The sequence below is a fragment of the Bradyrhizobium sp. 956_D2_N1_4 genome (assembly GCF_052076025.1).
In the GTDB taxonomy this organism is placed as follows: Bacteria; Pseudomonadota; Alphaproteobacteria; order Rhizobiales; family Xanthobacteraceae; genus Bradyrhizobium; species Bradyrhizobium barranii.
This window is the reverse complement of sequence record NZ_CP197237.1, coordinates 3143180-3169836: the sequence shown is the minus strand read 5'-3', so window position 1 is coordinate 3169836 and position 26657 is coordinate 3143180. Positions and strand designations below refer to the sequence as shown.

Genomic DNA, 26657 nt, shown 5'->3' with positions numbered 1-26657 from the left:
GACGTAGCCTCAGCCAAGGGCCGCCCCCGTCTGGTTATGCGGGGCCGCGCGGCCACGACCGGCCGGCAGACCACCAAGAAGACGCCGAAGCTGCGCAGCGGTGTCCTCCGCCGCGCTCAGCGGCAGCACGGGAATTCCGAGCTCGCGCGTCCAGTCGAAGATGCCCTTCAGGCGGTCCCGGGTGAGCTGCGATACGCCCTTGCGGACGCTGTCACGGCCGACATCGAGCCGGATCTGCAACTCGCCATCGGTCACCGTCATGCTGGCCGACGGTGGCAGATCGCTTTGCAGGGGATCATGGACCATCGCAGCGACAACGTCATTGTGCCGCGCCAGCGCGGCGACCATATCGCGCGTGTCAGCGTCCGCGCCGTCGAAATCGCTGATGATGATCACGGCGGCATCGTGCGGTGCCCGACGCCTTGCATGATCGAGCGCGGTGTTGAGCATCGCCGGTGCGGACACCAGACCGCGCCCGACGCCGAGCGCGTGGTTCTGCGCGACGACGGCCGCGAGGATCTGGAGCACGGTCGCCCGGCTACGACGCGCCCTCACCTCGATGCAGTCTCGATCGTTGAACACGACGGCGCCGACGCGATCGCCGACGCCTAGCACCCGCCACGCCCCGATCGCTGCGGCCTCGGCCGCCGTCACCGATTTCATCGCATGCCGGCTGCCGAAGAACATCGACAGGCGCTGATCCACCACCAGGATCGTCTGCCGGTCGCGCTCCTCGTTGAAAACCCGGATATGGGGCTTGCGCAGGCGCGCCGTCACCTTCCAGTCGATCGAGCGGACGTCGTCGCCGGGACGATAATCCCTGATCTCCTCGAAGTTCAGGCCACGGCCCCGCATGCGGGAGGCAAAGCGGCCGGACAAAAGGCTATGCACGGGCTGGCGCGGAAGGAAGGAGACCTTGCGTCCGCGATGTTCGAGCGCGATCAATTCGTGAAGACCGACATAGACACCTGGCATATTGGCTGATGTCTCGGTCATCACGGCCTCAGGCTGCTGCAACCAGCTCAGTGATCTTGTCGATCACCTGATCGGGCGTAACGCCCTGCGACACCGCCTCGTAGCTGAGGATGATGCGGTGGCGCAGGCAGTCGTGGATCACCGCGCGCACATGGTCGGGCGTCACGAAATCGTATTCATCGAGCCAGGCACGAGTTCGCGCACAACGGTCCAGCGCCAGACTGCCACGTGGGCTAGCGCCGACTTGGATCCATTTGCTCAAGGGCTCGCCATAGCGCCCAGGGAAGCGCGTCGCGTAGATCACGTCGACCATGTACTTCTGAACGAGGTCGGAGACGAAGATGCCGTCGATCTCGCCACGTGCGTCCAGGATCGCCTGCTGCGGTATCGGTGGCGGCTCCGCTGTGCGATCCTTCGGCGCTTGTGCGTTCTCGGTGCGATTGAGCCGGATGATCTCGCCTTCGGATGCCTCGTCGGGATAGGTGATGACGACATGCATCAGGAAGCGGTCGAGCTGCGCTTCGGGAAGCGCATAAGTGCCTTCCTGCTCGATCGGGTTCTCGGTCGCGAGCACCATGAACAGGTCCGGCATCTTGTAAGTCTTGCCGGCAACCGTGACCTGGCGCTCCTCCATGGCCTCGAGCAGCGCGGACTGCACCTTGGCCGGAGCGCGGTTGATCTCGTCGGCGAGCACAAGATTGGCGAAGATCGGCCCTTTCTGAAATTCAAACTGTCCACCCTTGTCGGTCTGGACGTAGATCTCGGCGCCAGTCACGTCCGACGGCAGGAGATCCGGGGTGAATTGCACGCGCGACAAATCGGCGGCGAGATGCTTTGCCAGCGTCTTGACTGCCCGCGTCTTGGCGAGACCGGGCAGGCTCTCGATCAGAAGATTACCGTTGGCAAGAAGGCCAATCAGTATGCTCTCGACCAGATGATCCTGCCCCAGTACCGACTTTCCGATCCGTGACTTCAGCTCCAACACGGCGTCGCGGGCGGGCGAGCTCTTCGAGGATTCCGGCTCTGTCACAGCTTTCAACTGATTCATGCGAAGATCGGCGTTGCTGTCGATGAGAACGAGCCCTGCCGCCAGACTCAGCGGCGGGGCTCATGTGCTTGTCGCGCTATTTCGGTGCCGTCTTGTCGAGCGTTTTCATCAGCCCCTCGACCATCTGGTCGATGCTGAAGCTAGCGGAGCGTTGGCTCGGCGGATAGTCCTTGAAGGTCTGCAGAAACGGCGCCACCCGCCAGGTACCGTACTGGATCAGATAAGCATTCTTGGCGAGCCAGTCGTAGTACTGGTCGGAGACTACGTCGGCCCGCTCGAACGGGTCCATCCGCAGGTTGAAGACCTTCGGCGCCCGCAGACAGGTGAACGGATTGGCCCAGACTTCGAATCCGCCGGGCTTGCGCTGCTCGCAGAACACGATCTTGAAGTCGCCGTAGCGATAGGCAACGACTTCGCCATCATCATTGAGATAGTAAAAATCGTTGCGAGCCGACTTGCCCTGCCCCGTCAGTAGCGGCAATTGGTTGTACCCATCGAGATGCACCTTGGCGGACTTGCCATTGAGGCTCGTTCCCTTGAGCAGCCGGTCCTTGATGTCGGTATCGCCGGCTGCAGCCAGCAGGGTCGGAAACCAATCAAGACCCGACATCATCTCGTTGGAGACGTCGCCGGCCTTGATGCGGCCAGGCCAACGAACCATGGCCGGCACACGGAATGCGCCTTCCCAGTTGGTGTCTTTTTCGCTGCGGAACGGCGTCGTTGCGGCATCCGGCCAAGACCATTGGTTCGGGCCGTTGTCGGTGGTGTAGATGACAATCGTATTGTTGGCGATGCCGAGCTCGTCGAGCGTCTTCAAGAGCTTGCCGACATCCCCGTCGTGCTCGATCATGCCGTCCGCATAATCGTTGCCTGGCATGCCGCTCTGTCCCTGCATGGACGCGCGCACATGGGTGAAGGCGTGCATGCGGGTCGTGTTCATCCAGGTGAAGAACGGCTTGTTCGCCCTCGCCTGCCGCTGCATGAAGTCAATCGCGGCCGCCGTCGTCTCGTCGTCGACCGTCTCCATCCGCTTTCTATTGAGCGGGCCGGTGTCCTCGATCTTCCCGTCGGCGGATGCCTTGAGCACGCCGCGCGGGCTGTTGCTCTTGGTGAACGTGGTATCGTTCTTGGGATAATACGGGCGCTCCGGCTCCTCCTCGGCATTGAGGTGGTAGAGGTTGCCGAAGAACTCGTCAAAGCCGTGTTTGGTGGGGAGATACTCGTCCCGATCGCCGAGATGGTTCTTGCCGAACTGGCCGGTCGCGTAGCCGAGCGGCTTGAGCGCCTGTGCGATGGTCACGTCGCGATCCTGCAAGCCAACTGGCGCGCCAGGGATACCGACCTTGCATAAGCCAGTGCGCAAGCAGACCTGTCCGGTGATGAACGTGGAGCGGCCGGCCGTGCAGCTGTTCTCCGCATAGTAGTCGGTGAACATCATCCCTTCATTAGCGATACGATCAATGTTCGGCGTCTTGTAACCCACGACCCCGCGCGTATAGGCGCTGATGTTAGACTGGCCGATGTCGTCACCAAAGATGACGAGGATGTTGGGCTTTGCCGTACTGGGCTGCTGAGCAACTGCGGGCGATCTGACGAAAGGCGACAGGCTCGTCGCGACCAGAGCCACCGCGAGCAGGCCGCGAAGCAGCGGTCTACGGCCGCTCTCGATCGGATTTGCTTTAGCGTCGGCCTTGTCTTTGACGTCGTGGCTCATGTGACATTCCCTATGTGGCCGAAGGCCCATTATGATAGTGGAGACTCGGGTGACCGCACCACGCACCTGAATCCGACATGGCTGGTCGAGGTATCGACCGGCTCGGCGTGGCGCGCCGCGGGGCGGTAGCGACGGCAATAGTTCGGCGCGCAGAGATGCGAGCCGCCCTTCAAGACTTTGCGCGGGATGCGGATGTCGGGTTGACATGGATCAAAGCTCGCCTCCTCGCGGCCGCCGCGGGGATTTCTGGGAATGCAGCAGGGTTTCGCGGCGTCGGCGGCATGCTTTGATGACCACCAGTCGGAGGTCCACTCCCAGACATTGCCGATCATGTCGTGGAGGCCGTAGCCGTTCGGCGGGAAAGCCATGACCGGCGAGGTACGCTCGAACCCATCCTCGCGGAGATTCTGGACGGGGAACTTGCCCTGCCAGACGTTAGCCATGTGCTTGCCGCCGGGCATCAGCGCATCGCCCCAGGCGAACTCCTCGCCGTCGAGGCCGCCGCGCGCGGCGAACTCCCATTCCGCTTCCGTCGGCAGTTCCTTGCCGGCCCAGCGGGCATAGGCGGCTGCATCGCTATAGGAGACATGCACGACCGGATGGTCGTCGAGGCCCTTGATGTTGCTGCCGGGGCCGTAAGGATGGCGCCAGTTGGCGCCGCGCATGAAGGACCACCATTGGCTCCAGTCGGTGAGATCGGTGATGCGCGGCAGCGGCTCGAACACCAGCGAGCCGGCGTAGAGCATCTCCTTCAGCGCGCCGGGATAGTCCTTGGGGTCGGGAACGATCTGCGCCTCGGTGACGTGGCGGGTCGCGTTGACGAATTGTTTGAACTGCCGGTTGGTGACGGGGGTGCGGTCGATCCAGAAACCGTCGACGGAGACGCGGTGGCTCGGCGCCTCCTCGGGATAATGATGGTCGGATCCCATATGGAAGGTCCCGCCGGGAATGAAGACCATTTCGCCGGTCTTCACGTCGTCCGGCAACCACTCGCAGTGATCCGTATCCGCCCGCAGCATCGTGGAAACTCCGATACGAGTATTCCACCCGGTACTATGGCGCGGATTTCAGCAGGCGTCGACGAGAGCACATTGCCCGGCATTCTGGACGCATTGTCTGGTCCCCTCTTCTTGGCGCCGAGGGTGCGAGATGGGTGTCGTAGACTTGCGTCAGCATCTCTCCCTCTTTTGCGCACATCCTTCGAGCCCGCGGCAACACCATACCGCCTGCCCCGCCCCGCGGTTCGCAGAGCGATCGTCGCCGATATCGCCTAGGTTGCAAATGGTATCCGAAGATTGGATGCCCGTGATGTGCAGTTTGTGCCAATACGCCGCGCCGATCGGTGAGGCTTAACGACACATGTCGCAAATTCCTCAATCCACAGCGTCATGTGGCGCACAGCTCGCGTCAAATTCGGCGATAATTTACCTCAAAGCGCGAACTCGGGCTCTCGTACCCACTTCGCGTTGTAGTGGTGTTCAGCCGCCGCCTGCCGCAGAATTGTCGCGCTTGAGTAACAGGGTGGCGCCATGGGCCAATTCCTTCTGGTTGATTCGCGTAAGCTCGACGGCTTCGAAGGTCTTCACCAGGCCGTTCACGGCTCGCACGTCGATGTCATGCAGCTGGGGCGCGGGCGGTTGCGCGGATCGCTGTCCCATGTCGGCATCGGCGATTTCTCGCTGAGCATCGGCACCTTCAGCGTCGGCATGCGTACGCAGCGTGTCTCCAGCGACGACAAGCTGATCATCGGGATGCTACTCGCGGCCGAAGAGCGCGTCACCCACTGGTCCTTCGACATGCGCCTCAACGACGTGCTCGTGATTCCGCCGCTGCTCGAGCATGACGGAATCTTTCACGGTGGATCCGCTTACGCCGCCATGCGCTTCGACATCAACGAGGTCGCATCGCTGTTCGGCGGCGAAGCGAGGCTGAGCAATCCCGACACCTGGCGCAGGCGCGACCATTTCCGGGCGGACCCCAATAGCGGCGCGATCGCCGCACATCGTCTGGTCCGGATCATGTCACATCTGCGCACCTACAGGAGCGGCCTGACGCCCTCGACCGCCGATTTCTGGAAGCGATCGATCGTCGAATGCATGGCGGCCAACGTGATGTCGTCGCTACCGCCCGACGACACCGGCTGGCTGCCCTCGGCAAGGCGGCTGATCCGCCGGGTCGAGGAGTATCTCGACGAAGCCGGCACGCGCCCGGTGCATGTCTCGGAGATCTGCGCCGCTCTCGGGGTGTCGCGCCGCACCCTCCATCGCGCGTTCCAGGAGGTGTTCGGCTTGGGCCCGGTCAGCTTCCTCAGGCACAAGCGGCTGTGTGCCGTTCATTCCATTCTGCATGAGAGCGTGCCGGGCTCGACGACCGTGGCCGCTGTCGCCATGCAGCAGGGCTTCTACGAGCTCGGGCGGTTCTCGCAGTATTACCATGCGATGTTCGGGGAACGTCCGTCGCAGACCCTGGGAGGACGAACTGTCCCTCGCCTGAGGGTTCAACCCTCTCAGCATGAATTATAGGCGCCTGGTCAGGCCGTGCTGGGGGACGGCTATGGTCCGACCGATTCCCGCTCCACCGGTCGACTGCACAGCCGTGCACCGGGCCCAACGCGGCGGCCGCAGGTAGTGTTGCGCAATTGCAACGCGTGTAAGGCTTTGAATTTGCTGGATTTTGGCTCCCCGGGCTGGATATTTGTTCTTGCCCATACCGGTAACGTATTCAATATGGCCGAGCAAAAAAGCCGTTATAACGCAGTTACGTAGGAGGGCCATTGCCCATATCGTCCATAGCGGTTACTGCTAGCGCGTACCCCGATAGCGGGGAAAAAGCGGGGAAGCTAGCGGGGATACGAAATGGGGAGCCACACCTTAAATGCGCTAACGGTGAAGGGCATAGCGGCGAGCAAATCCATAAAGCTACGCGATGGGGGTGGTCTCTGGTTGGTCACCAAAGGCAACGGCCGATACTGGATTCTGGACTATCGCTTCGCTGGCAAGCGCCGGGAGATGGGCATTGGCCCATTGCACACTATAGGGCTCGGAGAGGCGCGCCAGAGAGCCGAGGGAGCCCGCGCCCTACTCCGACGTGGCATTGATCCAATCGCCCACCGGGCCGTTGAGGCGATTGAGGCGGCCAAGGTGACGGCCAGTGTGATGACCTTCGGCAAATACGCCGACACATACATAGACGCCGCCGTGAAGGCCGGCCGGTGGCGAGGTGCCAAGACCGAGGCCGGTTGGCGGAACACCCTCACCAACCACGTAAAGCTGATGCGCGGCAAGGCGCTGGCGGACATCGACATACAGGACGTGCTGGCGGCTGTGCGTCCCCTCTGGGGCACCAAGCAGGAGACCGCGGAGAAGCTCCGCTGGCGCATTGAGCGTGTGCTTGACGCAGCCAAGGTTGAGGGGCTGCGTAGTGGCGACAATCCGGCCGCGTGGAAGGGCAACCTGGAGCACGTTCTCCACAAACCGGACGAGTCCACGCGCGGCCATCACGAAGCCCTACCCTACAAGGCCGCGCCCGCCTTCGTGGGGCGCCTGCGCGGCACCGACACGATAACCGCGAGAGCGCTGGAATTTCTTATCTTGACGGCCACCAGAAGCGCCGAGACCCGCCTAGCTGTATTTGATGAGTTTGACCTTGATGCCGCTACGTGGACGATCCCTGCCCCGCGCACGAAGGAACGGAGGGAGCTTCGAGTCCCGCTCTGCGATCGCGTAGTTGAGATCGTGAAGGCGATGAAGGCACAGTCACTCAATCACCTAGTATTCCCGGGCGTGCGCGCCAACCGACCTATATCCGATATGACCTTCGGAAAGGTAATCGGTGCCCATGGCGGTGGTGACGCGACCACGCATGGTTTCCGCAGCACCTTCAAGGATTGGGCAACCGAGGAGACCGAGCACGAGAACTACGTGTCGGAAGCCGCGCTGGGCCATGCTGCAGGTGATACCGTTGAGCGCGCTTACCGCCGGGGGGATGCCCTTAAGAAGCGCCGGGCGCTGATGGATGATTGGGCCGCCTACTGCGGCGGAAAGTAGAGCCCGCCCCAGCTTTGCGGCTGGAGCGGGCCTCGGCGGCGCAGGCTTGATGGTTGTCAGGTGACTGGCCGCCGAATCTGTCTTGCGATTATAGCGCGAGCGCCCCAGGCCGGGATGCCACGTCCTCAACCACCCTAAGCAGTGCCGCCGAGTCCTCACGCTCCATGGCCCATTCCAGGCTCTGGGCAATCGCGACGGCGCGCATCTGGCTCTCATCGGTACGCGTCAGCAGCGCAGCCGTGGCCGCGCTACGGGCCGCGTACAGCCCCCCCTAGCAGGCGCGCCGCCCATGCGTCGGCCGGTCCGCTACAGCCCACGATGCCCCCGAGCGCTTCACTGAAAACGCCCCATGGGGAAAGCTGGGTGTTTGTTTCCGCTCAACGCGACACAGCTTCCGCATTTCGGCAATTGCCTGAAACGACGTGAAGTCTTTTCCAGCGATGCGCTCAACGGCGAGCCGGCCGCGCTCGGCCTCTCGCCTTAGGCTGCTCGCGGCCATCCCTCCATCGGGAAAGCCAGTTTGGCAATCACCGCTAGGCGGCGCGGTGTATCGTCGTTCCAGTCAATCGAATCGGACATACACAGAGCATGGCCAACGAAGATGGCGAGTGGATGGAGCCGTCCATTCCAAAGACTAGTTGCCCTCCCCGATTGGCTCGCCTTATGGTGGCGGCGGGTTGGGGGGAAACGGGCGATGGAATACCTTAAGCTACTGGTCGAATTCGTGAAGGCGGCAGCATGGCCGTTCGCCGCAAGCTGGATCGCTTACTATTTCCGCGATGCGATCGTCGCTCAGCTCCCAAGGGTAACGAAAGTTGGCCCTGTGACGCTCGATCCCCTGCCATCTCAGGCCAATGTATCGGCGCCGAAGGTGAATAGTGACGCCATAAAGAAGGTCGAAGCAGCCATTCCGGTCGACCTGCTAAAAGAAGGCGAAATTATTATCCAAGGGCTCTTCCCGAATAGTCACGACAGTGAGCTGCTCACACTATCATCAGGCCTGTTGATCGGAGGTCTTTTCGAACGCACCTACAACTTCATTTTTGGCAGCCAGATACTTCTTTTAGAGCGTCTTAATTCAAGTCCCCTGTCCATGGATGACCTGAAGCGATTCTATGAGCGAGCAAGGGATGCGTTTCCCGAGATCTACAAGAATTACACTTTTGAGCAGTGGCTCAATTTTCTGGAATCTTTTACGCTTATTACCCGAACTCAGGACGGTTCGCTATTCGCGATCACACCGCGCGCGCGCGGTTTTCTCCGTTACATCATCGACAATGGCTACACGACACAGAAGGCCGGTTGAGATGTTGGAATAGGCCAACATCCCGAAACGCGCTCAAACGAGAACCAAATGACCACCGAAAACATCAACGTGAACTTCAAGTGCCCGAAGTGCGGCTGCACCGAGATCACCCTGCCCGATAACCACACTGATGACTCGCACGCCACCTGCAAAGATTGTGGTGTCGACTTTGGTCCCTATGGTGACATCAAAAGGCGCGCCGTCGAACTGGTTAAGAGCGACGTAAATAGAAAGATCAAAGAGGCATTCAAAGGCGTAAAGGGATTCAAGATAACTTAGTCACTCACCTCCGCCGCTTCCGCCCGCCCCTCAACTCCATGCCTTGCGATCTCTGCACCGGAGCCGTCAAGCACGACTACGACCGTGCCACTAGCCCGATCGTAATCGGGATCGCTGGCGATATCCCGAGCAACACGGGCGCCGTATTGGGCCGCTAGTTCAGCAGAGCCAAATAGCTCCCCCACATCGTCCGCCTGTGTCTCTCCGTTGTGGAAAATCGGGAAGTAGTAACGTCGCATAGCCGAGGCCCTCGTCCTTTAGCCGCGATCATGCCCACATCTCGGGACGGCCCGCACCTGTCAAAAACGACAGGGTTCGTCAAACAGCGCCGTCCACCAGTGATTTGCGTACCGCGCGCCATGTGTTAGACCGCGCTCCTATCAATGAAGGAGCGGCGAGTTGGCCAAGAAAAAGAAGACTGTTCGTCGCGAGTGGACGAAAGACGACCTGAAGACGCTGAAGTTACTTGCGAGGCAAAAGACTGGTGTCACGAAGATCGCAAAGAAGTTGAAGCGAACGCCGGGCGCGACGGCGGCTAAGGCATTTGTTCTTGGCGTGTCGCTCAGCACGCAATAGGCGGGCACCTACTAGTCATCCGACAGCGCTCGCTTGCGCGGAACCTTGATCTGACGGGATGCCGCGCGATGCGACGCGCTTTTCTGAGCGCCGTTGATCGCGCGCGGCATTCGTTAAGCATTTCCCGGTTATGCGGATGCCATGTTGCGGGCGTTGGGGCAGTTGCTGTTGCGAGGTGCGGTAAGCGTTGCGGGCGCCGCGCTGACGGCCCTCTGCATCGCTGGTGTTCTGTCGTTGGTGGCGACGCACTTTCCGACCAAAAAACAAGCAGTCGTCGAAACCATCGCGCTCAAGATCGGTTGCCTACCCAGCCGCTGCGGTACGAGGGTGAACACTGAGCATTAGCGGGAACAGCGTAAGCGCTGTTTCGGTCCCACCTTCCATTGAAGGCGTCGAGCGAGGAATGATCGATCTCTGATTGGAGATCGGCTTGTGTCTAAGCTTGAACATATGCTTGAGCCCAGGACCTCGGTTCGTCTGGTCGAGGTCATCACGGAGAGCGGCCGACGCCGGCAGTTCTCGGCCGACGACAAGGCGCGGTTCGTCGAGGAGACGCTGGCCCCGGGAGCCGTGGTATCGGAGGTCGCGCGGCGGCACGGATTGTCGCCGCAACAGCTGTTTACGTGGCGCCGGCAAATGCGACAGCCGGTTGCGATCCCTGTGGCTCCCGAGCCGCAGACGTTCGTGCCCGCTGTCGTTACCCCATCGTCCACGCCGCCGGAGCGCTCACCGCGGCAGCGCCGACGCCTCCGGAAGGCGCTCGAGGGCGCCGAGAACAGCAGCATCATCGAGCTCGAGATCAACGGCGTCGCGGTCCGGGTCGGCCGCGGCGCGGATGCCGCGACGATTGCGGCCGTGATCCATGCGCTGAAGACCTGCACGTGATCGGTCCGACGGGCGCGGTGCGGGTGATGGTGGCGACCAGGCCGGTCGACTTCCGCAAGGGTGCCGAAGGGCTCGCGGCCCTGGTGCGTGAGAGCATCCAGGCCGATCCGTTCTCCGGCGCCGTGTATGTGTTCCGCGCCAAGCGCGCCGACCGGGTAAAGCTGATCTATTGGGACGGCACGGGTGTGTGCCTGTTCGCCAAGCGGCTTGAGACCGGTTCGTTCTGCTGGCCCAACGTGCAGGACGGCGTCATTCGCCTGACCGCGGCGCAGCTGTCAGCCTTGCTCGAAGGACTAGACTGGAAGCGCGTCCACGCCGCGCGCGAGACACCGTCGCCGATCCAAGCGAGTTGAACTGCGGCACAGTGAATCAGTATGCATGTCGCGCTCGCGGGATGCCGCGACGCATGGTGTAATCGCATCATGGCGACGACGGCCGACACGCTTCCGGACGATCCCGGCACGCTCAAGGCGATGCTGCTGGCCGAACGGGCGCGCGCCGCGCGGCTCGAGCAGATCATCAAGGAGTTGCAGCGTCATCGCTTCGGCCGCCGGGCCGAGACGCTGCCGGAGGACCAGTTGCTGCTCGGCCTGGAGGAGGTCGAGCAGGTCGAGGCGAGCAGTGATGCGGCGACCGATGCAGCCAATGCTGCCGAGCGATCGAGCCGAGCCGCACGGCGCCGCAGGAACAGAGGAGCGTTGCCGGCGCATCTGCCGCGGGTCGAGATGCTGGTCGACCTCGACGATCACGCCTGCCCGTGCTGTCAGCAGGCGCTGCACCGGATCGGCGAGGATGTGAGCGAACGACTGGATATCGTCCCGGCCCAGTTCCGGGTCCTAGTCGTAAGGCGGCCGAAGTATGCCTGCCGGGCCTGCGAGACCATGGTACAGGCACCGGCGCCAGCGCGGCTGATCGAGGGCGGGCTACCGACCGAAGCCACCGTGGCGCAGGTACTCGTCGCCAAATATGCCGACCATCTGCCGCTGTATCGGCAGGCTCAAATTTACGCCCGCCAGGGCCTCGAGCTGGATCGCTCGACCCTGGCCGATTGGGTCGGGCGGGCAGCCTTCCTGTTGCGGCCGGTGCATGAGCGACTGCTCGCGAGGCTGAAGCAGTCGCCAAAACTGTTTGCCGACGAGACCACCGCCCCGGTGCTCGATCCCGGACGCGGCCGCACCAAGACCGGCCAGCTCTGGGCCTATGCCCGCGACGACCGGCCCTGGGGCGGCACGGACCCGCCCGCCGTCGCCTATGTCTACGCTCCCGATCGCAAGGCCGAACGGCCGATCGTCCACCTCGCGGGTTTTGCCGGCATCCTCCAGGTCGACGGCTATGCCGGCTATCGGGTCCTGGCCGAGCGCGGTGACGTAGAACTGGCGTTCTGCTGGTCCCATGTGCGCCGGCGCTTCTACGAACTCGCCGCGGCCGGTCCCGCACCGATCGCCAGCGAGGCACTCGAACGTATCGCCGGGCTCTACGTCATCGAAGCCGAGATCCGCGGCCGCACCGCCGACGAGCGTCGCGCCGTCCGCCAAGAGAAGAGCCGGCCGATCGCCGACGAGTTCGAACCCTGGCTGCGCGCCAAGCTTGGTCTGATTAGCCAGAAGACCAAACTCGCGGAGGCCGTCCGATATGCGCTGTCGCGTTGGGACGGGCTGACGCGCTTCATTGCCGACGGCCGCGTCGAGATCGATTCCAACGTCGTCGAGCGCGCTATCCGCCCAATCGCGCTCAACCGCAAGAACGCCCTGTTCGCTGGCTCGGACGGCGGCGGCGAACACTGGGCCGTCATCGCCTCACTGATCGAAACCTGCAAACTCATCGGCGTCGAACCCCACGCCTATCTCGCCGACGTCATCACCCGCATCGTCAACGACCACCCGAACAGCCAGATCGACGAACTGCTACCCTGGGCCTATCTCGCTACCCAAGAACGCTGGCGCGTGGCCTGAGAACATCGCTTACGGAACAGCGATGCTTTCCAGGATCGAATATCCACACTGGTTTATGCTCGCCGGAGCTGTCCTCGTGCTGGCGGGATTGATCGGATGGGCATTCCAAAGAAACCGACAAGCTTCCAACGATAGCGTGCGAGAACCCGCCGCACCTGAAATCGACCAACCGGCCGTCGAACCGGAGGCGAGTCCCAAATCGCGTTGAGAGGACCAAATCAAGGCCCGTCAATCGTTGGGGCCTAGAGAGCGCAGCCCTTACATGCGGACAGAGCGACAGGCGCCAGCGTGACTCGGCGGGCGGTTGGGTCGCGGTTTCAAATGCTCACCCCACCCGCAGATTTTCCGCCGACTCTTTTCCGCGATTGGATACGACGTCGAAGCTAACCTTGGCTCCCTCTGCGAGCGAGGTGAAACCAGCTTTCTCGACTGCCGAGATGTGGACAAATACGTCCTTGCCGCCCGAATCTGGTTGAATGAAACCGTACCCCTTCGTCGGGTTGAACCATTTTACCGTCCCCAAAGCCACTTAACTTCTCCATATTTGAAAACGAAAACTAGTGCCGGAATTCCGACAAAAGAAAGGCTGGCCCGGCGCAAGCTGAAGAGGGATCAATGATCGTCTTTGTGTACGTTAACACCGCCAAACAGGTCGGCGACGTCGATCAGATTAAGGTCTTCGCGACGGTCGATGCCGCGGAAACGTGGTTCGAGGAGAACGATCCTGAGGGAGTGGCATTCGAGTACGACGTGATAGGCTCACCAGCTTGATCCGCGGCGCAAGCTGCCGTGCACTTTCATCATTTGAGGATTCGCGATTATGCCCAAGGAAAATTGCCTGATCGTCCGTGCGGCCGGAAAACAGCTCGATCTACTGCGCGGAGAAGCTTCCCGAATTGCGAAGGAGAATAAGGTCGACTGGTGGATCGATCGGGCCGACGTCGGCATGGTCTTCTGCTTTGAAGACTCGAAGGCGAAAGATGCTTTCGCGCTCACTTGCGACAGCTTCGGCGTTCCATGCCAAGACGGGTTAGCCAAAAAGAAACCCGCGACCAGCTGAGGCGAACTGGCGCGGAAGCATTGCCAACCGAGGCGGCCCTACGAGAACCGACCCATCGCCCAACGCGCGTTAGACGATGAGCGGTTCCGGGTGGATGGCGCGAACCTAGGAACGAGCCACAGACCGATTGCTCAATCTTTCTGTCGGACGATCGTTCCTATTGAATGACCAACCTCGGGATCCAGCTGACGGCCTTACAGGAAAAACAGGCCAATGACGGTAGCCGCTACCGGCAGCATCCCCAGCACGATCACAACGCCACGATAGACCAATTCGTTACGCATCGGGAAAAAGTAGCACGGCTGGAAGCAGCATGATGAGCAAAATTGCTCCCTTCGCGACTTATTGGGCCAGCAGGTAGGGTAGCCGGCTACCATCATCGCCAAGGAACAGACGATAATAGAGCGCGTATCGGTCCATCGTCGTCAGCTATTCTGGCGGCCGCAACCCGGGCGATCTCAGCCACTCGCTCATGTGTGAGCCGGTCTCAGCTTGCCGAGCCCTGCGGAGGAGATCCTCTCGTTGAGGACAGTGGGGGAGGGTTTTGGCTTGTTCGCGGAGGCGTTTTGCTTCTTCGGCAAGTCGTTCTTCCAGTGACACGGTCTGCGTGAAACGACGGCGCTGTTTCATGACACAACCTCGTCTTTACGGGTCCTAACCGCAGGATTTGAGTTCTCGCGAGCTTAATATGCAGACAGGGCGCCTTCAGTTCCAAAGTTAACTTTTCAAATCAAACCACCGTGAATTTCAAATCAGGCCACTGGCCTCGGAAACAGGCCAGCGCCGGCAATGAGGCGGCCTTACCACATCATGGATGCGATTACCGCGAGGGCAAGCGCGGTTGATGCCCATACCAGCGATTGATAAAGCCAGAGCTGACGGCGGGTCATTTGCTGCGCCTCCCTGACAATACGGAGGGAGCGCTCGGCAGCGCGGGTCCAATTGAGCTAAATCAATGAAACGCTCTTTCGAAGAGAACGAAGGCGATCAGTGCTACCGGCACAAGGCCAAGCACAACTACCGCGATACGAAACAACCATTCACGACCCATGAGTGATCATAGCAACCGGTTTCAAGGGCAAGCTATGCATTTTGGCCAATTTCTTCAGAGCCGCGAACCCACCTCAGGACAGCACCCATGCGGCGAGGCGCCACGCTATCCAGGCGAGCGCGCAGATCCAGCCCAGCGTTGCGATGCCCGCCAGGCCGAGCACGCACAACGCGAACAGCGAACTTTCCGAATCCGGTACGTCGGAAAGTTCTTCGGTCGCCTCAACCTGGTTCACAACATCCCCTTGCCTTGCGGCCTGCTGGGCATCGGTCTCCGCTCGTTCCGGACGTGAGACGCTCTGTCTGCCCAGACGGGCGAGCGTACGCTGATCCCGGATACTCATGGATGCCCTGACGGTTGGGAAAAACTGGCAACTCGTCGCCCGGTGATTGGTTGCTATCAGAAAAAGGCGCTTGGGCTCGCTCCTAAAATACCCACGGATGCGACCTGCAGAAAATCCGGGAACGGCTGGTCCATGATGCGCTCCATGCTGTGCAGGCGGGAGCCCTATCGGTCTCTCAGCCACCGACGCCCACGGGCAGTGCCTCAGCCGGTGATGGAGCATAGATGGTCCCCGATCTCTCTCTGCAGCCGCGCCCTAATCTCCAGCACGACCCCAACTGGCTCGCGGTCACAGCAGATCAATGACCGCGGCTGGCGGTCTAGTGAGCAAGCCGCAAATTTGCTCCGGCTAAGCGCTGCGGCCAGGGCAATCTTCAGGTCGCGAAATTTGTGGGGATCTCGCTCCTGCAGGCCGCGCTGGAATAACGCAATTGCCTCCGGTGTCACGTGCACGCTGCTCCTGCGGCGTCTATTCTTCCGCGTCCGAAGCGGCATCAGCGCGGTTGTCCTAACTTGCTCAAAGCCCACGGTGGCCCGTAGCGGCCTGGGCCGTTCGGATTCCGGAAGGCATACTCCTCAAGAAACGCGCGCCCAAACCGCTCCCACGCGGCGCGCGCTTCTTCGCGATCGGGGCGACCGTCGTTATTCAACGCAATTCCCGCCCATCGCAGATCGGAAAAGCCGTCATGTCCGGTCTCAAACACCTCGTCCCAATCCTCGGGAGCGGCAACCGCGCGATGCTTATTCTTCTTGGGGCGTGGCGGCATTACCCGCCCCGTGCCGCGCAATCTCGGCGCCCGAGCCGTCAAGCACGATTACGACCGTGCCCACACCAAGGTCGTAATCGGGATCGCTGGCGATATCCCGGACGACGCGCGCGCCGTATTGGACCGCTAATTCAGCAGAGCCAAAAAGCTCTCCACACCTCGTCAGCCTGTGTCTCGCCGTTGTGGAAGATCGGGAAGTAGTAACGTCGCATAGCCGCTGCCCTCGTCCTTCGGCGATATGCGCCCATCTCGGGACGGTCCACGCCTGTCAAAAACGACAGGGTCCGCGCGAGAGCGGCGCCAGCAAACGCGACTTTCCGCGGCCTAATCGGCTTCCCCGCCCGATCCTCCGGCCACCGATGCACCACACGTTGCGTCACACCGTCAGCGGTCACGGTCATGCGCACAGCATCCCTACCAACTTATCAAGCTGACGTTGCATCGTCCCCGTGTCGGCTGAGATTGATAAAACTAGTTGTTCGTTATCAGCCATTAAATCTCCGAAATGAATGTGAGTGCTTGTTGCGCAGACTGCGCGAGGTTGTTAGACCGCGCCCTCAGCAATGATGGAGAGTGGTATTGGCTAAAAAGACAAAGGTAATTCGCCGCGAGTGGACTAAGGCTGACATCAAAGACCTTAAGGCGCACTCGAAGGCGCGTACCCCGGTGGTAAAGATAGCCAAAATGACCAAGCGCTCAGAAGGCGCGCTCCGTCAGAAGGCGTTGGTGCTAGGCTTTGGTTTGGGCCATCAGCGTTGATGATCCCACTCGGTCAATCCGCCAGATTTCGATATCGAGTTGACATTAATATGACGCGATCGAGCGCAAACTGTTACGTGCGCCGTAGCTGCCCTAGATAGTTACGGCCATTGGGTGGAGGGTTCGTCATAGCCAGCCCCGGCGGGCCCTCCCCTCTCCCTCAGTCAGCAAAACTGACGTATTAAGTTTCTTTGCAAGTGTGGCCTGGATGACATTGCGGTCCAGCGCGGTCGCGGTAGCCTTTGTTCGCCGGGGCTGGACTCCATATTTCACGTTTTCATTTTAACCCGGCTGGCCGCAGTGGTTCGCCGCTGCGGCCTTTTCGCGTTTGACGAATGCTAGGCGAACAGCACCAACCAATAAACTACCTTTTACGCTCAACTTGCGCTCCGGCACCTTCGGCCAGCCAATGGCCGTAGCCAGGCATCAGTCGAAGCTCGCTATTCCAACTTAAAGAAGCAGGCTAAACTAAAAAGCTGAGCCGCCCCGGCTGCGCGAGAAACTCCCAAAGCGCACCAAGCGAGTCGTTCGGCATCATCCCGCTTTGCCCTATGCGGAAGCGCCGGCATTTTTGACGCTTCTGGCTAGCGCTCCGGGCAGAGCTGCTGCCATGTTGCGCTTCCTAATCCTCACGGGTTGCCGCACCAATGAGGCAGTCGAGGCGCGTTGGTCCGAAATCGATCGGCAAAACTCGACTTGGAAAATTCCGGGCGAACGAATGAAGATGGACCAGGACCATTACGTTCCCTTGTCCGACCCTGCATTGACGGTGCTTGACGAGTTGCGCGATGGACGCCAAGGCGAACTGGTCTTTACAAGTCCTGATGGCGGGGCATTCTCCGAAAATGCGATGCTCGCAGTACTTGATCGTCTCGGTTACGGACACGTAGCGGTACATGGCTTCTGTTCGACCTTTGCAACTTGGGCTGAGGAATGCACGGAACATCCGGATGGCGTGCGCGAGGCCGCGCTAGCCCACAAGTACAAGAGCGAGACAACTGCAGCCTATCAACGAGGCCAAAAGCTCGAAAAGCGAAGATCACTGATGAAGGATTGGGCCGCATTCCTCACGGGCGCCAATGTAATCAAGGTCGACGGCGGATGGCCAACGCTGCGACGGCTGATTTGAGCACGATTTTGATCAACGAAGTAAACGACTGAGGCCGCCTTTCGGGCGGCCTCTTTACACGACGTGCCGTGCGAGATTGACTTTTTTGCTAGCTTTTCCCGCACCAGCACTTCAGACTTGCTCCCATTGAGAACTTAATTTTTCAGGGACATTACGATGGGAAAACCTGCCGTTTCCCGTGATGCCTTTCACGGGTTGTTTGCTTTCTATGCGGCGAAGGCTCATTATGACCATAAACCCGAGGGCGAACATTGCCTTTTGAAGCTATTCGGATCTGCGGAAGACATTCCCGATAGTTTGCTGCTGCAGTGGTCGGACAGAGTTGAGCTGCTCGGCTCCGAAACCGTCGGCCGCTTGATAGAGCCGCGCGCCGGTCAAATCACAGATGGCAACGCGCGATACGACCATGCCGGTGACTTTCTCCACGCGCTCCTGAGGGACCTCGAACAAAAGGTGCAGTGATCACCGCTGCGCTATGGTCGCGGCAGCCGTCAGACGCGAAGATTTTCCGCGCTGCTCTTGCCGCGCTTGCGATCAACCTGAATTTCGTAAGAGACCTTCTGCCCCTCCGCCAAGCCCGATAAGCCGGCGCGCTCTACTGCGCTAATATGCACGAAAACATCCTGGCCGCCGTCATCGGGCTGGATGAAACCGAATCCCTTGGTTGCGTTAAACCACTTCACAATGCCCGTCGCCACGTCCGCCTCCCGGTTGAACAATGAACCTAGCCTAGGTCGACCGCCTTGGGGCTGACAAGCAAAATCCCGCAGCGCGCGAACGTCGAGTAGTGTTTTCGAAGCAATCAGTGGTCTGATGACGGGCAAGCGATCTGAAGGTGACGACCCAGCGCTAGGAATGTGAGCTAGCGAGCGCCAACACATATTGGCATCAAGCCCGCCAGCATGAACCGGCGAGCCAGGATTACCTCTAAATCTCCAAGAGGCGGTGCCCTGCCCGCAAGCCATGGCGTGGCTCCTGGCAGGCTTTGAAGGTAAGGTATCGCTGAAGCCGCAAGAGGTCGAATTTTCGCCCCGCTTACAAAGAAGTGCATGTTCTGCGGTCGAAGTGATCAATTCGATCTGAGCGCATCTTGCCGAGTTTTGCATTGTCGCGACGGTCGGACCGTAGTGGTGTCGATCAACCGCTTGATAAACGGGAAAGTAGCGATCATTGATCTTTTCGAGGAGATCAAAAAGTCACTCATGGTGGACGATGCAACTGCCTAGTCCAGGCGTCGACGATGTTCGATCCACGATCACTAGCGCCGGAGATAACCTTTCGCCGAGCCATCAACAATGCCGGGGGCCTGCTCGCAATTGGGGTGATCTATTTCGTCCTGGCGAAAGGCGGCCTTACTCTCGCGTCTATTCATCCCAGTGCAACGCCAATTTGGCCACCGACGGGCGTCGCGCTGGCGGCGGTGCTGTTGTGGGGATATCGGACTTGGCCCGCAATTTTCATTGCAGCAATGATCGCCAATGCGACGACCGCCGGCACGGTTGTCACCGCAATTGCGATTGCGACCGGCAATTCTCTTGAAGCCGTTTTTGGCGCGTATCTGGTCAATCGATGGTCGAGCGGGTGCAATACGTTTTCGAGACCAAATTCTGTCGCGAAGTTTGCTCTGATCTGCATCGTGATCGCGACGCCGATCAGCGCGAGCATTGGAATGACCAGCCTGGCGGCCGCCGGGTACATCGATCGGACCAATTTCGTGAACGCCTGGGTCACATGGTGGCTAGGAGATGTGACCGGCGCCCTGGTCATTACTCCTGTTATCGTGCTTTGGGCCTCAAGCCACGACCATGCTTTCAACCGCAGTGAATTGTTGGAGACGGTCGGCGTCCTCGCAACAGCGGCGGTTGTTGGATTCATTGCTTACGGTCCCCTGATCGAGCAAACGCCGAGCCGAGATCCACTGGGTTTTCTCGCGATCCTGCCAATGTTGTGGGCGGCGCTGCGCCGCGGTCCGCGTGACACCGCAACGGTTGCGCTGGTCCTTGCCGGCATCACCATTTGGGGGACGCTCACGGGCGGCGGCCCCTTCACGACTGCGGATCTCAACGTTTCATTCCTGCTGGTGTTGATGTTCCTGATCAGTATTACGGTTCCGAGCTTGCTACTGAGCGCCGACGTCGAGGTCCGCAAGAAAGGGGAGGAAAGTCTGCGCCACGCGCAGGTCGAACTCGAACGGAAGGTCGCAGAGCGCACGCGTGAGCTTGAGCTCGCCAATGCCGCAAAATCGCGTTTCCTTGCCATGGCCAGCCACGATTTGCGGCAGCCATTACATGCACTGGGCTTGTTCGTTGCCCAGCTGCGCACGCCGCTCAGATCGGGGGAACGGACAAGGACGATCGAGCTGGTCGATGCAACGCGCAAAGAAATGGACGAAATGCTCAATTCGCTCCTGGATATGTCCAAGCTCGACGCCGGGATCCTTACACCCACAATTACTGAATTCCCGATCGCGCGCCTGTTGCAAAAAATTGAGACGACGTTTGGTCAGGCAACGCGAGAAACGGGCTTGAGTCTACGCGTCAGGCGAAGTGACGCATGGGTGCGGAGCGACGCCATGCTGCTCGAACGTATACTGCTCAATTTGGTATCCAATGCCGTGCGCTATACATTGCGGGGCGGGATCATTGTCGGCTGTCGCCGGCGCGGTGAAATGTTGCGCATTGAAGTATGGGATAGTGGCCCCGGCATTCCTGAGGATCAGAAGCAGAATATCTTTGGCGAGTTTTTTCAACTTGCTGCCCGAGACCGGAGCCGGTACGGCAGCATGGGGCTCGGCTTGGCTATCGTCGACAGGCTTCGCCTGCTTCTCAACCATCAGATCGACTTGGCTTCGACTGTGGGCCGAGGTTCGCGATTCGCGATCACGGTTCCGATGGCCGATGAATGCGTCCCGTCCACCGAGCCCGTCGATCCGCCTCACCCCGCGGCCTTTGCGGTCGACGGCAAGGTCGTTCTTGCTATTGCCGATGCTCCAAATGTGCAGGAAGGAACCGGCGGATTGCTTGCCAGGTGGGGATACACCGTCCTTACCACCGGATCCGACGAAGCGGCATTTATCCGGTTTGCTGAGCGCCAACAACGCCCCGATCTCATCATCTCGGATTATCATCTTGCGAGCGGAAAGACCGGGATCCGAGCCATTGAACAAATCAATGCGGCGTTTGGTTCATCCATTCCAGCTATTCTCATCAGCGGCGATACGGCACCTGAACCAGCACGTGAGGCCAAGGATAGAGGATACATTTTGCTGCACAAGCCTGTCGACCCAATGCGGCTCCGCGCTGTCATGCACGAGCTCTTTATGGATCACGACGACAGGAGAGATACCTGGCCGGCCTTATGACTCCGATTTCGGAGAAGATTCCCAGCCCATTTTTCCTACTTTTATGACTGCCTCGGTGCGGCTTGTTGCGCTGAGCGCCTTGAGAACGACCGTGATGTGGTTTTTCACTGTCGGCACTGCCATGTTGAGGATATTGGCTATGACCTTGTTGCTTTTTCCCTGCATCAGAAGTGCAAGCACTTCAATCTGCCGATCGGTCAATCCGAGCCCCTTAAGAGACTCGCGCGTCGTTGGTTTATTTGTAAGCCGCGGAGGCGCCGTTTCCTCCAGGATTTCCGAGGGAATGTAGATACCGCCGGAGAACACCAACTCAATGGCATTGAGCATGACCTCTCGTTCGGTCGTTTTCGGGATGAAGCCCAAAGCACCAAGTTTGAAAGCGCGCTTGACCGAATCTTGATCATTCGAGGACGTGAGAATGATGATAGCAATGGTCGGATAGCGGTCTCGCAGTTCGCGGAGGACAGAGAAGCCATCTCTATCGGGCAAATTGATATCAAGCAGAATGAGGCCGATGTCGGGATTTTCCTCGACCAGGTGCATTGCCTGATGGCTGTTCGAGGCTTCAAATACGACAGCTTCTCGCTTCAGTTGCTTCAGGACAGCGTGCAACGCCTCGCGTATTAATGCATGATCGTCGACAATAAGAACTTTCATGAAAAGCTCTCCGTCATCTCATTGCACGGAGATCCGAATGAAGAAATCATACACCCACCTGCGGGTGTTTGGCGAGGAAGAGGCTGGCGGGAAGACTGGCCCCAAAAGCGTCCATTCTTCATCCTAGGCCCAACCAGGGGCTCACGGTTAGGCACTCAAGATAGAAGTCGAATGCCGTTGTGTGCTGTAATTGTAATCAGCTCGCAGTAGGACACCAAAAAGGCGAGTGCGCCCCCGAGAGTCGCGGGACTCAGAGTCTCCCTCGCCTATCGGCAATGGTGAAGGTCCGTGATGTGTCTGACGGACGTCAAATAGATGCGGCACTGTACGGTACCTTGATCATAGGACCTAGGAACCTCCCTGTGTGGACCTCCGGCTGATTTACGCGCTGTGCGTTGAACGATAAACCTCAACGGACGGCCTCCCGCGCAGGAGGCTCTACCAGGCGCCGCCATATGATCGTTATGGCAATAATGGCCGGTTCGGCGTCAAGCAACTCTGGACTGCGGCGTTCTCACGATCCGGCGGTTCGGCCGATATTTTTCGTGAGAGTCGGCCCCTCTTGAAACGTACTCGGACGCCCGACGGGGCACCAGATGCTTGATCGAACTGCCACCCCGAAGCCATTGGCAAGCCGGCTGCCGGAGCTGAAAGGCTACGGCCGCGATCTGCGTATCGATGCCTGCCGCGGCATCGCGCTCTGGTGGATCTTTCTTGATCATGTCCCCAACAACATCGGGAGCTGGCTGACGCTGCGCAACTACGGCTTCAGCGATGCCGCGGAAGTATTCATGTTTCTCTCGGGTTTGACCTGCGCGCTGTCCTACAGCAAGGCACGGCAGAGCGGCGGCTGGACCGGCGTGATCGGCCGGACGCTGTGGCGAAGCTGGGATATTTATGTCGCATTTCTGCTGCTCACGCTCGCCTGCGCCGTTGTGGTTCACCTCGCAGGCGGCGGCCCCCTTGCCGACAAGAGCAATACGCGCATTCTGTTGGATCAGCCGGGCGTGACGCTCGCGCACGCGGCAATCCTGCAATACCGCCCGGTCAACACCGACATCTTGCCGCTCTTCGTGCTTTATCACCTCTTGTTCGCGCCGCTGCTGTGGCTGCTGCTGCAAGCGCCGAACGCAACGCTCGGCGCGTCGCTGCTGCTTTACACACTGGTGCACGTCTTCGGCTGGACCATCCCGGCGTGGCCGAATGGCCACTGGTTCTTCAATCCGCTGGCCTGGCAACTGCCGCTTGTGCTTGGCGCGTGGTGGATCATCGAGGGCAAGAGATTCCGACCGTGGGTGACCTCACGCACCGCGCTCGTGCCGGTCGTTCTCTATCTGGTATTCAGCCTCATCATCGCATTGAGCTGCAGCATCCAACCGCTGCAAGCGCTCGTCCCGCAGGCGCTGCCGACACTGCTTTACCCGATCGACAAATCGAATCTCGCTCCATTGCGGCTGCTGCATTTTTTGGCCCTTGCGGTTTTGGCCGTATGGCTCGTGCCTCGCGATTGGCGAGGGCTGACGACGGCGGTGATGCGTGGCGCCATTCGCTGTGGCCAGAACTCGTTGCCAATCTACTGCCTCGGCGTTCTACTGACGCTGGCCAGCCACCTGGCGCTGCTCGACATCTCGGAGGGGCTGATGATGCAGATCACGCTCAGTGTTGGTGGTGTCATGGTGATGGTCGTCGCGGCGACGCTGCTGAACGTGATCAAGACCAAACCCAGGCAGCAGCCGCGCGCGACACCCGCCGACTTGCCTGTCGAGCAGCCGACCAGGTTTGATCTGGTCATCAATCCTAGGACAGCCAAGGCGCTCGGCGCATTTCCGTCCACGCTGCTCGCGCGCGCCGACGGGGTGATTGCCCCGGTGCGCCAGTCCGGCCGCGGCGCCGATCCAGTCCCAGCAATTGCGCACGTCTTCGGGCCACCGGAGAGAAATGTGGCTCGGAATGTGAACTAGACCACAAAAACTGTGGCGCCTGCCGCTTATTCTTACGGCGCCATCGCACAGGAGCCAAGGCCATGATGTCCCAGCCAAGGAGCCACAAGCGAGCCGCGCTGATCGCGAGCTACGTGATGTTTGCCTGTGTGGCGGCATTACTGTCGGTCAACCTGACATCACCCACCAGCGCCGCGCTCGGCGCTGACTGGCAGTGCAGCCGGTTTGCGCTCGTATTCACGACCTGCACGCCGGTGCGTGCACACGAGACCGTTTCCACTGGCGTGCGCAAGCCGACCTAGTACACCACAAACCGGACACCATGCTGCGGATGTCAGCTGAAATCAGCGGACACATTCTGCGAGGGCTCCGTTCCTAATTGAGTCGGGCTGCCGATACGCCCGGCCAACTCCAACAGCTGCTCGGTCTGGCGCTCGGTTGGAAACTTCGGCGGATGAATGATATGCCATCTTGGTCAGGAATTCCTGGAACCAACGATCCCATGCGCGGCCAGACCGATTATGAGAACGCAACTTTGGCGCGATGCATGGCCGACGACTTCGGGTTCCTCACGCGGTGATGTAACCTTAAACCTGGCCTGCATTGCCGCCCTCTAGCACGATAGCGGCTTCGCGCAGGCACTACGAACCGAACATCAGCTCCAGGCGCTTCCAGGCAAGTACTCGTGCTACTGGAAGTGCTGTTTCAAGCATTCGTGGAAGGATTGTTACGACCAGTTAGGGAGGAACATCTGATGACGACTATGTTTGTTAGACACACGGTTTCCAACTACAAGACCTGGCGGGAGGCTTACGACGATTTTGCTCCGGTTCAGAAGGCGAAGGGCGTAACAGCCGAGGCTGTCTACCGAGCAGTCGAAAATCCCAATGACATCACAGTAACTCACGAGTTCGCCACGATTGAAGCTGCGCAAGCCTTCGCGGAGAGTGCTGAATTGAAGAATGCCATGCAGAATGCGGGAGTGGCGGGAACTCCAACGATTTGGTTTACAAACAAGGCGTGAAGTATCGATCCCGGCCGAGTGCCGGGATTGTTTTGCTGTGGTGCGCCATGTCGCTCGTCGGCCCGAAGGCGAAGACGTTCTGCACGCCGCATAGGTCCGTTGCAATGGGTGGACCGGACATAGGCATCGACCGGCGCTTTTGACCCAAACCGAGCACCTGCGTGCAAATCGCTGTCGTGTCGGCTGCAATCGCTGGGTGCAAACCTTCGTATGTAGTTCTCTAGTCAGATTTGACGTGCACTGAGAAATCCAAATCAGTAAGCATGCACCCGAGCATGTAAGCGGGCGCGGGATGATCACGGCAGCGCGGGAATCAGTCGACTTGCTGCTGCAAGCGGGGAACAGTTGGTATTTTGAGGGTACTCGGCATGGAATGCGTGACCGAGAATGGATGGCGTTGCGGTTTCTTGCTCGTGCGAATAGGTTCTCGCGAACCCCCTCCGCTTTGGCAAAGTTCGTCGGCACCACCCGGGCCACGGTCTCCGAGATGGTCAAGCGGCTTGAGGCGAAGGGTTACTTAGAGCGCAAGAGCTCCGGCGAAGACAAGCGGTCAGTTATCCTTTGCACAACGCTGCGAGGGGAGAAAATCCTGGCATACGATCCCATCGCGCCGCTTGTCAGTGCAATTGCAATGGTTGAGCTTGGCGCCCCCAACTTTCGAGACACACTTCGTAAGGTATTGGATCGGCTCGGCACCGCTCAGCATCGTCACCACGCGGATAGTTGCAGGCAGTGCATCTTTCTGTCGGAGACGAGCCTGGCGGCGGCCGAGTCCACATGCCGATTTTTTCGGGCTGCTATCACTAAAGAAGAGATTGATCTTCTGTGTTTTAATTTTGAACGACGAGGAGGCCGCATTCGATCCTGAGCTGCCCTGCCCTGTCAGCTCGGGATCCCAGCGATCCATTCGTAGTTTGTCGCCGTAGCTTCTCGATCAAGCGTGAAGTCCAACGTCGAACGTTCATGTAACTTCAACAACTTGGCGGGCCTGGTGCGGAGGAGTGGATATCCGCAGATGTTAGAGGATCGGCCTGCAGACGGGTTCGCATGGTGCGTTGCAGAACATCCAAGCAGAGCGTGGAAATTGGAGTCGAACTGAACCACGAGTCAATGTCGGCCACTGCAGTTGCGGCATTAGGTGAGCCCTACCCTACCTAGCCTGTTCAGTCCGCTTCGACCTGGGCGAGGAACCGACTGGTTGGTAAGGTTCGCGTTTGAACGCTCCCGCGCCGTCATTACTGTGACTGGATTGCCAATTGCCTTTCCCGCCGCGCGGACGGGGTCGTCGAACAGCTTCGCGGCCGGATTCCAACCAATCGGACCATCATGTCCTCCAGCTCCAACGCAAGTATCGCCAAGAAAGCGCGCACGAAGGCTGAGGCGGATTTTGCCACTTGGCTCATGATGGCCAAGCTCGGTGGCTTCGATGACCTGTCGTCCAGCGCCCAAAGCTTTCTGACTAACTATCGAACTCGGCTCGAGACAATGAGCGAGGCCGAATCCACGTCCCTAGCCGTTCGCGAGGTCTACAGCGCTTATTACAGCGCGATGGGAGGCGTAGGCCCAGCGCCGGAACCAAAGGCTCGGACGCCAACGACAGAGGGCAAAGTCGTGCGGTCCCAGAGATCGCCTAGACCTCAACCCGGCCAATCGGCTGCGCGCCATTCGACGAGGACAATGACCCGAAAAACCCTCGCGGCACTGCTGATCTTCGCGAGCATGGTGGCACTCGTTGTCGCATTCAGACTTCTAGCGCAGTAGGACCGCCGGCGGATTGCAACCCCTG

At 60.0% G+C, this 26657-nt stretch carries 29 protein-coding genes and 1 pseudogene; 19 read left to right on the top strand and 11 right to left on the bottom strand.

Annotated elements, in window-relative coordinates:
- Window positions 1–9 precede the first annotated feature (9 nt).
- The 4 genes from AB7535_RS14720 to AB7535_RS14705 all read right to left on the bottom strand — a co-directional run bounded on the left by AB7535_RS14720 (window position 10) and on the right by AB7535_RS14705 (window position 4756).
- Entirely contained in the window at window positions 10–996 is a 987-nt protein-coding gene (locus tag AB7535_RS14720) for a DUF58 domain-containing protein (protein ID WP_439036561.1), read from the bottom strand.
- Between the two features lie 7 nt (window positions 997–1003).
- Window positions 1004–2023 carry an AAA family ATPase gene (locus tag AB7535_RS14715; RefSeq protein WP_208086753.1) on the bottom strand — a complete coding sequence of 340 codons (1020 nt, stop codon included), beginning with the start codon at window positions 2021–2023 and terminating at the stop codon, window positions 1004–1006.
- Window positions 2024–2099: 76 nt separating this feature from the next.
- The gene (locus AB7535_RS14710; protein WP_225005100.1) at window positions 2100–3737 is read right to left on the bottom strand and encodes an arylsulfatase; all 1638 of its coding nucleotides are present in this window, start codon (window positions 3735–3737) and stop codon (window positions 2100–2102) included.
- A 29-nt stretch (window positions 3738–3766) separates the two neighbouring features.
- Window positions 3767–4756: a formylglycine-generating enzyme family protein gene (locus AB7535_RS14705; RefSeq protein WP_439036560.1), complete on the bottom strand. Its 990-nt coding sequence runs from the start codon at window positions 4754–4756 to the stop codon at window positions 3767–3769.
- A gap of 510 nt (window positions 4757–5266) precedes the next feature.
- Between AB7535_RS14705 and AB7535_RS14700 the strand changes: the two genes are divergently transcribed.
- The 4 genes from AB7535_RS14700 (at window position 5267) to AB7535_RS14685 (ending at window position 9368) form a co-directional block, all read left to right on the top strand.
- Complete coding sequence (locus AB7535_RS14700) at window positions 5267–6259, top strand: helix-turn-helix domain-containing protein (protein WP_439036559.1); 993 nt, start codon at window positions 5267–5269, stop codon at window positions 6257–6259.
- Window positions 6260–6592: 333 nt separating this feature from the next.
- The gene (locus tag AB7535_RS14695; protein ID WP_439036558.1) at window positions 6593–7783 is read left to right on the top strand and encodes a tyrosine-type recombinase/integrase; all 1191 of its coding nucleotides are present in this window, start codon (window positions 6593–6595) and stop codon (window positions 7781–7783) included.
- Between the two features lie 694 nt (window positions 7784–8477).
- Entirely contained in the window at window positions 8478–9089 is a 612-nt protein-coding gene (locus tag AB7535_RS14690; protein ID WP_063983349.1) for a hypothetical protein, read from the top strand.
- Window positions 9090–9137: 48 nt separating this feature from the next.
- Window positions 9138–9368, top strand: coding sequence for an ECs_2282 family putative zinc-binding protein (locus AB7535_RS14685; RefSeq protein ID WP_063983350.1), 231 nt, complete (start codon window positions 9138–9140; stop codon window positions 9366–9368).
- On the opposite strand, the gene AB7535_RS14680 is transcribed toward AB7535_RS14685, so the two are convergent.
- A complete protein-coding gene (locus AB7535_RS14680) occupies window positions 9365–9607 on the bottom strand; it encodes a DUF6894 family protein (protein ID WP_439036557.1) in 243 nt (80 codons plus the stop codon). The two genes, AB7535_RS14685 and AB7535_RS14680, sit on opposite strands and share 4 nt — an antisense overlap.
- Window positions 9608–9767: 160 nt before the next feature.
- On the opposite strand from AB7535_RS14680, the gene AB7535_RS14675 reads away from it, so the two are divergent.
- From AB7535_RS14675 to tnpC, 4 genes are all read left to right on the top strand, one after another.
- Entirely contained in the window at window positions 9768–9944 is a 177-nt protein-coding gene (locus tag AB7535_RS14675) for a hypothetical protein (protein WP_187387677.1), read from the top strand.
- Between the two features lie 432 nt (window positions 9945–10376).
- Entirely contained in the window at window positions 10377–10829 is a 453-nt protein-coding gene (gene tnpA, locus AB7535_RS14670) for an IS66-like element accessory protein TnpA (RefSeq protein WP_144030647.1), read from the top strand.
- On the top strand, window positions 10826–11182 hold the full coding sequence (gene tnpB, locus AB7535_RS14665) for an IS66 family insertion sequence element accessory protein TnpB (RefSeq protein ID WP_007606730.1): 357 nt from the start codon (window positions 10826–10828) through the stop codon (window positions 11180–11182). Before tnpA ends, tnpB begins: the two co-directional genes overlap by 4 nt.
- Window positions 11183–11251: 69 nt before the next feature.
- Window positions 11252–12781 (top strand): IS66 family transposase, encoded by a 1530-nt coding sequence (gene tnpC, locus AB7535_RS14660; protein WP_283018506.1) that lies wholly within the window; start codon window positions 11252–11254, stop codon window positions 12779–12781.
- Between the two features lie 325 nt (window positions 12782–13106).
- Here tnpC and AB7535_RS14655 read toward each other — a convergent pair whose 3' ends face one another.
- On the bottom strand, window positions 13107–13310 hold the full coding sequence (locus AB7535_RS14655) for a cold-shock protein (protein WP_063983352.1): 204 nt from the start codon (window positions 13308–13310) through the stop codon (window positions 13107–13109).
- Between the two features lie 86 nt (window positions 13311–13396).
- Between AB7535_RS14655 and AB7535_RS14650 the strand changes: the two genes are divergently transcribed.
- The 3 genes from AB7535_RS14650 (at window position 13397) to AB7535_RS14640 (ending at window position 14158) form a co-directional block, all read left to right on the top strand.
- Window positions 13397–13552 (top strand): hypothetical protein, encoded by a 156-nt coding sequence (locus tag AB7535_RS14650; protein ID WP_187387701.1) that lies wholly within the window; start codon window positions 13397–13399, stop codon window positions 13550–13552.
- A gap of 49 nt (window positions 13553–13601) precedes the next feature.
- The gene (locus tag AB7535_RS14645; RefSeq protein ID WP_063983353.1) at window positions 13602–13841 is read left to right on the top strand and encodes a hypothetical protein; all 240 of its coding nucleotides are present in this window, start codon (window positions 13602–13604) and stop codon (window positions 13839–13841) included.
- A gap of 164 nt (window positions 13842–14005) precedes the next feature.
- Window positions 14006–14158, top strand: a complete 153-nt coding sequence (locus AB7535_RS14640) for a hypothetical protein (protein WP_161495735.1) — start codon at window positions 14006–14008, stop codon at window positions 14156–14158.
- Between the two features lie 112 nt (window positions 14159–14270).
- Here AB7535_RS14640 and AB7535_RS14635 read toward each other — a convergent pair whose 3' ends face one another.
- Complete coding sequence (locus AB7535_RS14635) at window positions 14271–14471, bottom strand: hypothetical protein (protein ID WP_084795130.1); 201 nt, start codon at window positions 14469–14471, stop codon at window positions 14271–14273.
- A gap of 494 nt (window positions 14472–14965) precedes the next feature.
- Complete coding sequence (locus tag AB7535_RS14630) at window positions 14966–15235, bottom strand: hypothetical protein (protein ID WP_063983354.1); 270 nt, start codon at window positions 15233–15235, stop codon at window positions 14966–14968.
- Between the two features lie 2069 nt (window positions 15236–17304).
- Here AB7535_RS14630 and AB7535_RS14625 point away from each other — a divergent pair.
- Both AB7535_RS14625 and AB7535_RS14620 read left to right on the top strand, forming a co-directional pair.
- Window positions 17305–17889 (top strand): tyrosine-type recombinase/integrase, encoded by a 585-nt coding sequence (locus AB7535_RS14625; RefSeq protein WP_439036556.1) that lies wholly within the window; start codon window positions 17305–17307, stop codon window positions 17887–17889.
- A 156-nt stretch (window positions 17890–18045) separates the two neighbouring features.
- On the top strand, window positions 18046–18351 hold the full coding sequence (locus AB7535_RS14620) for a hypothetical protein (RefSeq protein ID WP_162479113.1): 306 nt from the start codon (window positions 18046–18048) through the stop codon (window positions 18349–18351).
- Between the two features lie 29 nt (window positions 18352–18380).
- On the opposite strand, the gene AB7535_RS14615 is transcribed toward AB7535_RS14620, so the two are convergent.
- Complete coding sequence (locus AB7535_RS14615; protein WP_097668860.1) at window positions 18381–18587, bottom strand: cold-shock protein; 207 nt, start codon at window positions 18585–18587, stop codon at window positions 18381–18383.
- A 542-nt stretch (window positions 18588–19129) separates the two neighbouring features.
- Here AB7535_RS14615 and AB7535_RS14610 point away from each other — a divergent pair.
- Complete coding sequence (locus AB7535_RS14610) at window positions 19130–21250, top strand: MASE1 domain-containing protein (protein WP_439036555.1); 2121 nt, start codon at window positions 19130–19132, stop codon at window positions 21248–21250.
- Here AB7535_RS14610 and AB7535_RS14605 read toward each other — a convergent pair.
- On the bottom strand, window positions 21245–21907 hold the full coding sequence (locus tag AB7535_RS14605) for a response regulator transcription factor (RefSeq protein ID WP_162479112.1): 663 nt from the start codon (window positions 21905–21907) through the stop codon (window positions 21245–21247). The genes AB7535_RS14610 and AB7535_RS14605 overlap by 6 nt on opposite strands.
- A 596-nt stretch (window positions 21908–22503) precedes the next feature.
- Here AB7535_RS14605 and opgC point away from each other — a divergent pair.
- The 4 genes and pseudogenes from opgC to AB7535_RS14585 all read left to right on the top strand — a co-directional run.
- A complete protein-coding gene (gene opgC / locus AB7535_RS14600) occupies window positions 22504–23868 on the top strand; it encodes an OpgC domain-containing protein (RefSeq protein WP_439036554.1) in 1365 nt (454 codons plus the stop codon).
- 62 nt (window positions 23869–23930) lie between these two features.
- Window positions 23931–24149, top strand: coding sequence for a hypothetical protein (locus tag AB7535_RS14595; protein WP_162479110.1), 219 nt, complete (start codon window positions 23931–23933; stop codon window positions 24147–24149).
- A 452-nt stretch (window positions 24150–24601) separates the two neighbouring features.
- Entirely contained in the window at window positions 24602–24871 is a 270-nt protein-coding gene (locus tag AB7535_RS14590; RefSeq protein WP_162479109.1) for an antibiotic biosynthesis monooxygenase, read from the top strand.
- Window positions 24872–25163: 292 nt separating this feature from the next.
- Window positions 25164–25412 (top strand): annotated as a pseudogene (locus tag AB7535_RS14585) (MarR family transcriptional regulator); the annotation flags it as partial.
- A gap of 9 nt (window positions 25413–25421) precedes the next feature.
- On the opposite strand, the gene AB7535_RS14580 reads toward AB7535_RS14585, so the two are convergent.
- Entirely contained in the window at window positions 25422–25778 is a 357-nt protein-coding gene (locus tag AB7535_RS14580) for a hypothetical protein (protein WP_245289076.1), read from the bottom strand.
- A 419-nt stretch (window positions 25779–26197) separates the two neighbouring features.
- Here AB7535_RS14580 and AB7535_RS14575 point away from each other — a divergent pair, with 419 nt between their 5' ends.
- Window positions 26198–26632, top strand: a complete 435-nt coding sequence (locus tag AB7535_RS14575; RefSeq protein WP_354097838.1) for a hypothetical protein — start codon at window positions 26198–26200, stop codon at window positions 26630–26632.
- Window positions 26633–26657 lie beyond the last annotated feature (25 nt).

Bases quoted from the DNA above. Each gene is read 5' to 3' on its own strand.
- AB7535_RS14720 (WP_439036561.1), bottom strand. From the start codon at position 996: ATGACCGAGACATCAGCCAATATGCCAGGTGTCTATGTCGGTCTTCAC.
- AB7535_RS14715 (WP_208086753.1), bottom strand. From the start codon at position 2,023: ATGAATCAGTTGAAAGCTGTGACAGAGCCGGAATCCTCGAAGAGCTCG.
- AB7535_RS14710 (WP_225005100.1), bottom strand. From the start codon at position 3,737: ATGAGCCACGACGTCAAAGACAAGGCCGACGCTAAAGCAAATCCGATC.
- AB7535_RS14705 (WP_439036560.1), bottom strand. From the start codon at position 4,756: ATGCTGCGGGCGGATACGGATCACTGCGAGTGGTTGCCGGACGACGTG.
- AB7535_RS14700 (WP_439036559.1), top strand. From the start codon at position 5,267: ATGGGCCAATTCCTTCTGGTTGATTCGCGTAAGCTCGACGGCTTCGAA.
- AB7535_RS14695 (WP_439036558.1), top strand. From the start codon at position 6,593: ATGGGGAGCCACACCTTAAATGCGCTAACGGTGAAGGGCATAGCGGCG.
- AB7535_RS14690 (WP_063983349.1), top strand. From the start codon at position 8,478: ATGGAATACCTTAAGCTACTGGTCGAATTCGTGAAGGCGGCAGCATGG.
- AB7535_RS14685 (WP_063983350.1), top strand. From the start codon at position 9,138: ATGACCACCGAAAACATCAACGTGAACTTCAAGTGCCCGAAGTGCGGC.
- AB7535_RS14680 (WP_439036557.1), bottom strand. From the start codon at position 9,607: ATGCGACGTTACTACTTCCCGATTTTCCACAACGGAGAGACACAGGCG.
- tnpC (WP_283018506.1), top strand. From the start codon at position 11,252: ATGGCGACGACGGCCGACACGCTTCCGGACGATCCCGGCACGCTCAAG.
- AB7535_RS14650 (WP_187387701.1), top strand. From the start codon at position 13,397: ATGATCGTCTTTGTGTACGTTAACACCGCCAAACAGGTCGGCGACGTC.
- AB7535_RS14645 (WP_063983353.1), top strand. From the start codon at position 13,602: ATGCCCAAGGAAAATTGCCTGATCGTCCGTGCGGCCGGAAAACAGCTC.
- AB7535_RS14640 (WP_161495735.1), top strand. From the start codon at position 14,006: ATGACCAACCTCGGGATCCAGCTGACGGCCTTACAGGAAAAACAGGCC.
- AB7535_RS14635 (WP_084795130.1), bottom strand. From the start codon at position 14,471: ATGAAACAGCGCCGTCGTTTCACGCAGACCGTGTCACTGGAAGAACGA.
- AB7535_RS14630 (WP_063983354.1), bottom strand. From the start codon at position 15,235: ATGAGTATCCGGGATCAGCGTACGCTCGCCCGTCTGGGCAGACAGAGC.
- AB7535_RS14620 (WP_162479113.1), top strand. From the start codon at position 18,046: ATGGGAAAACCTGCCGTTTCCCGTGATGCCTTTCACGGGTTGTTTGCT.
- AB7535_RS14610 (WP_439036555.1), top strand. From the start codon at position 19,130: ATGTTCGATCCACGATCACTAGCGCCGGAGATAACCTTTCGCCGAGCC.
- AB7535_RS14605 (WP_162479112.1), bottom strand. From the start codon at position 21,907: ATGAAAGTTCTTATTGTCGACGATCATGCATTAATACGCGAGGCGTTG.
- opgC (WP_439036554.1), top strand. From the start codon at position 22,504: ATGCTTGATCGAACTGCCACCCCGAAGCCATTGGCAAGCCGGCTGCCG.
- AB7535_RS14595 (WP_162479110.1), top strand. From the start codon at position 23,931: ATGATGTCCCAGCCAAGGAGCCACAAGCGAGCCGCGCTGATCGCGAGC.
- AB7535_RS14590 (WP_162479109.1), top strand. From the start codon at position 24,602: ATGACGACTATGTTTGTTAGACACACGGTTTCCAACTACAAGACCTGG.
- AB7535_RS14580 (WP_245289076.1), bottom strand. From the start codon at position 25,778: ATGGATCGCTGGGATCCCGAGCTGACAGGGCAGGGCAGCTCAGGATCG.
- AB7535_RS14575 (WP_354097838.1), top strand. From the start codon at position 26,198: ATGTCCTCCAGCTCCAACGCAAGTATCGCCAAGAAAGCGCGCACGAAG.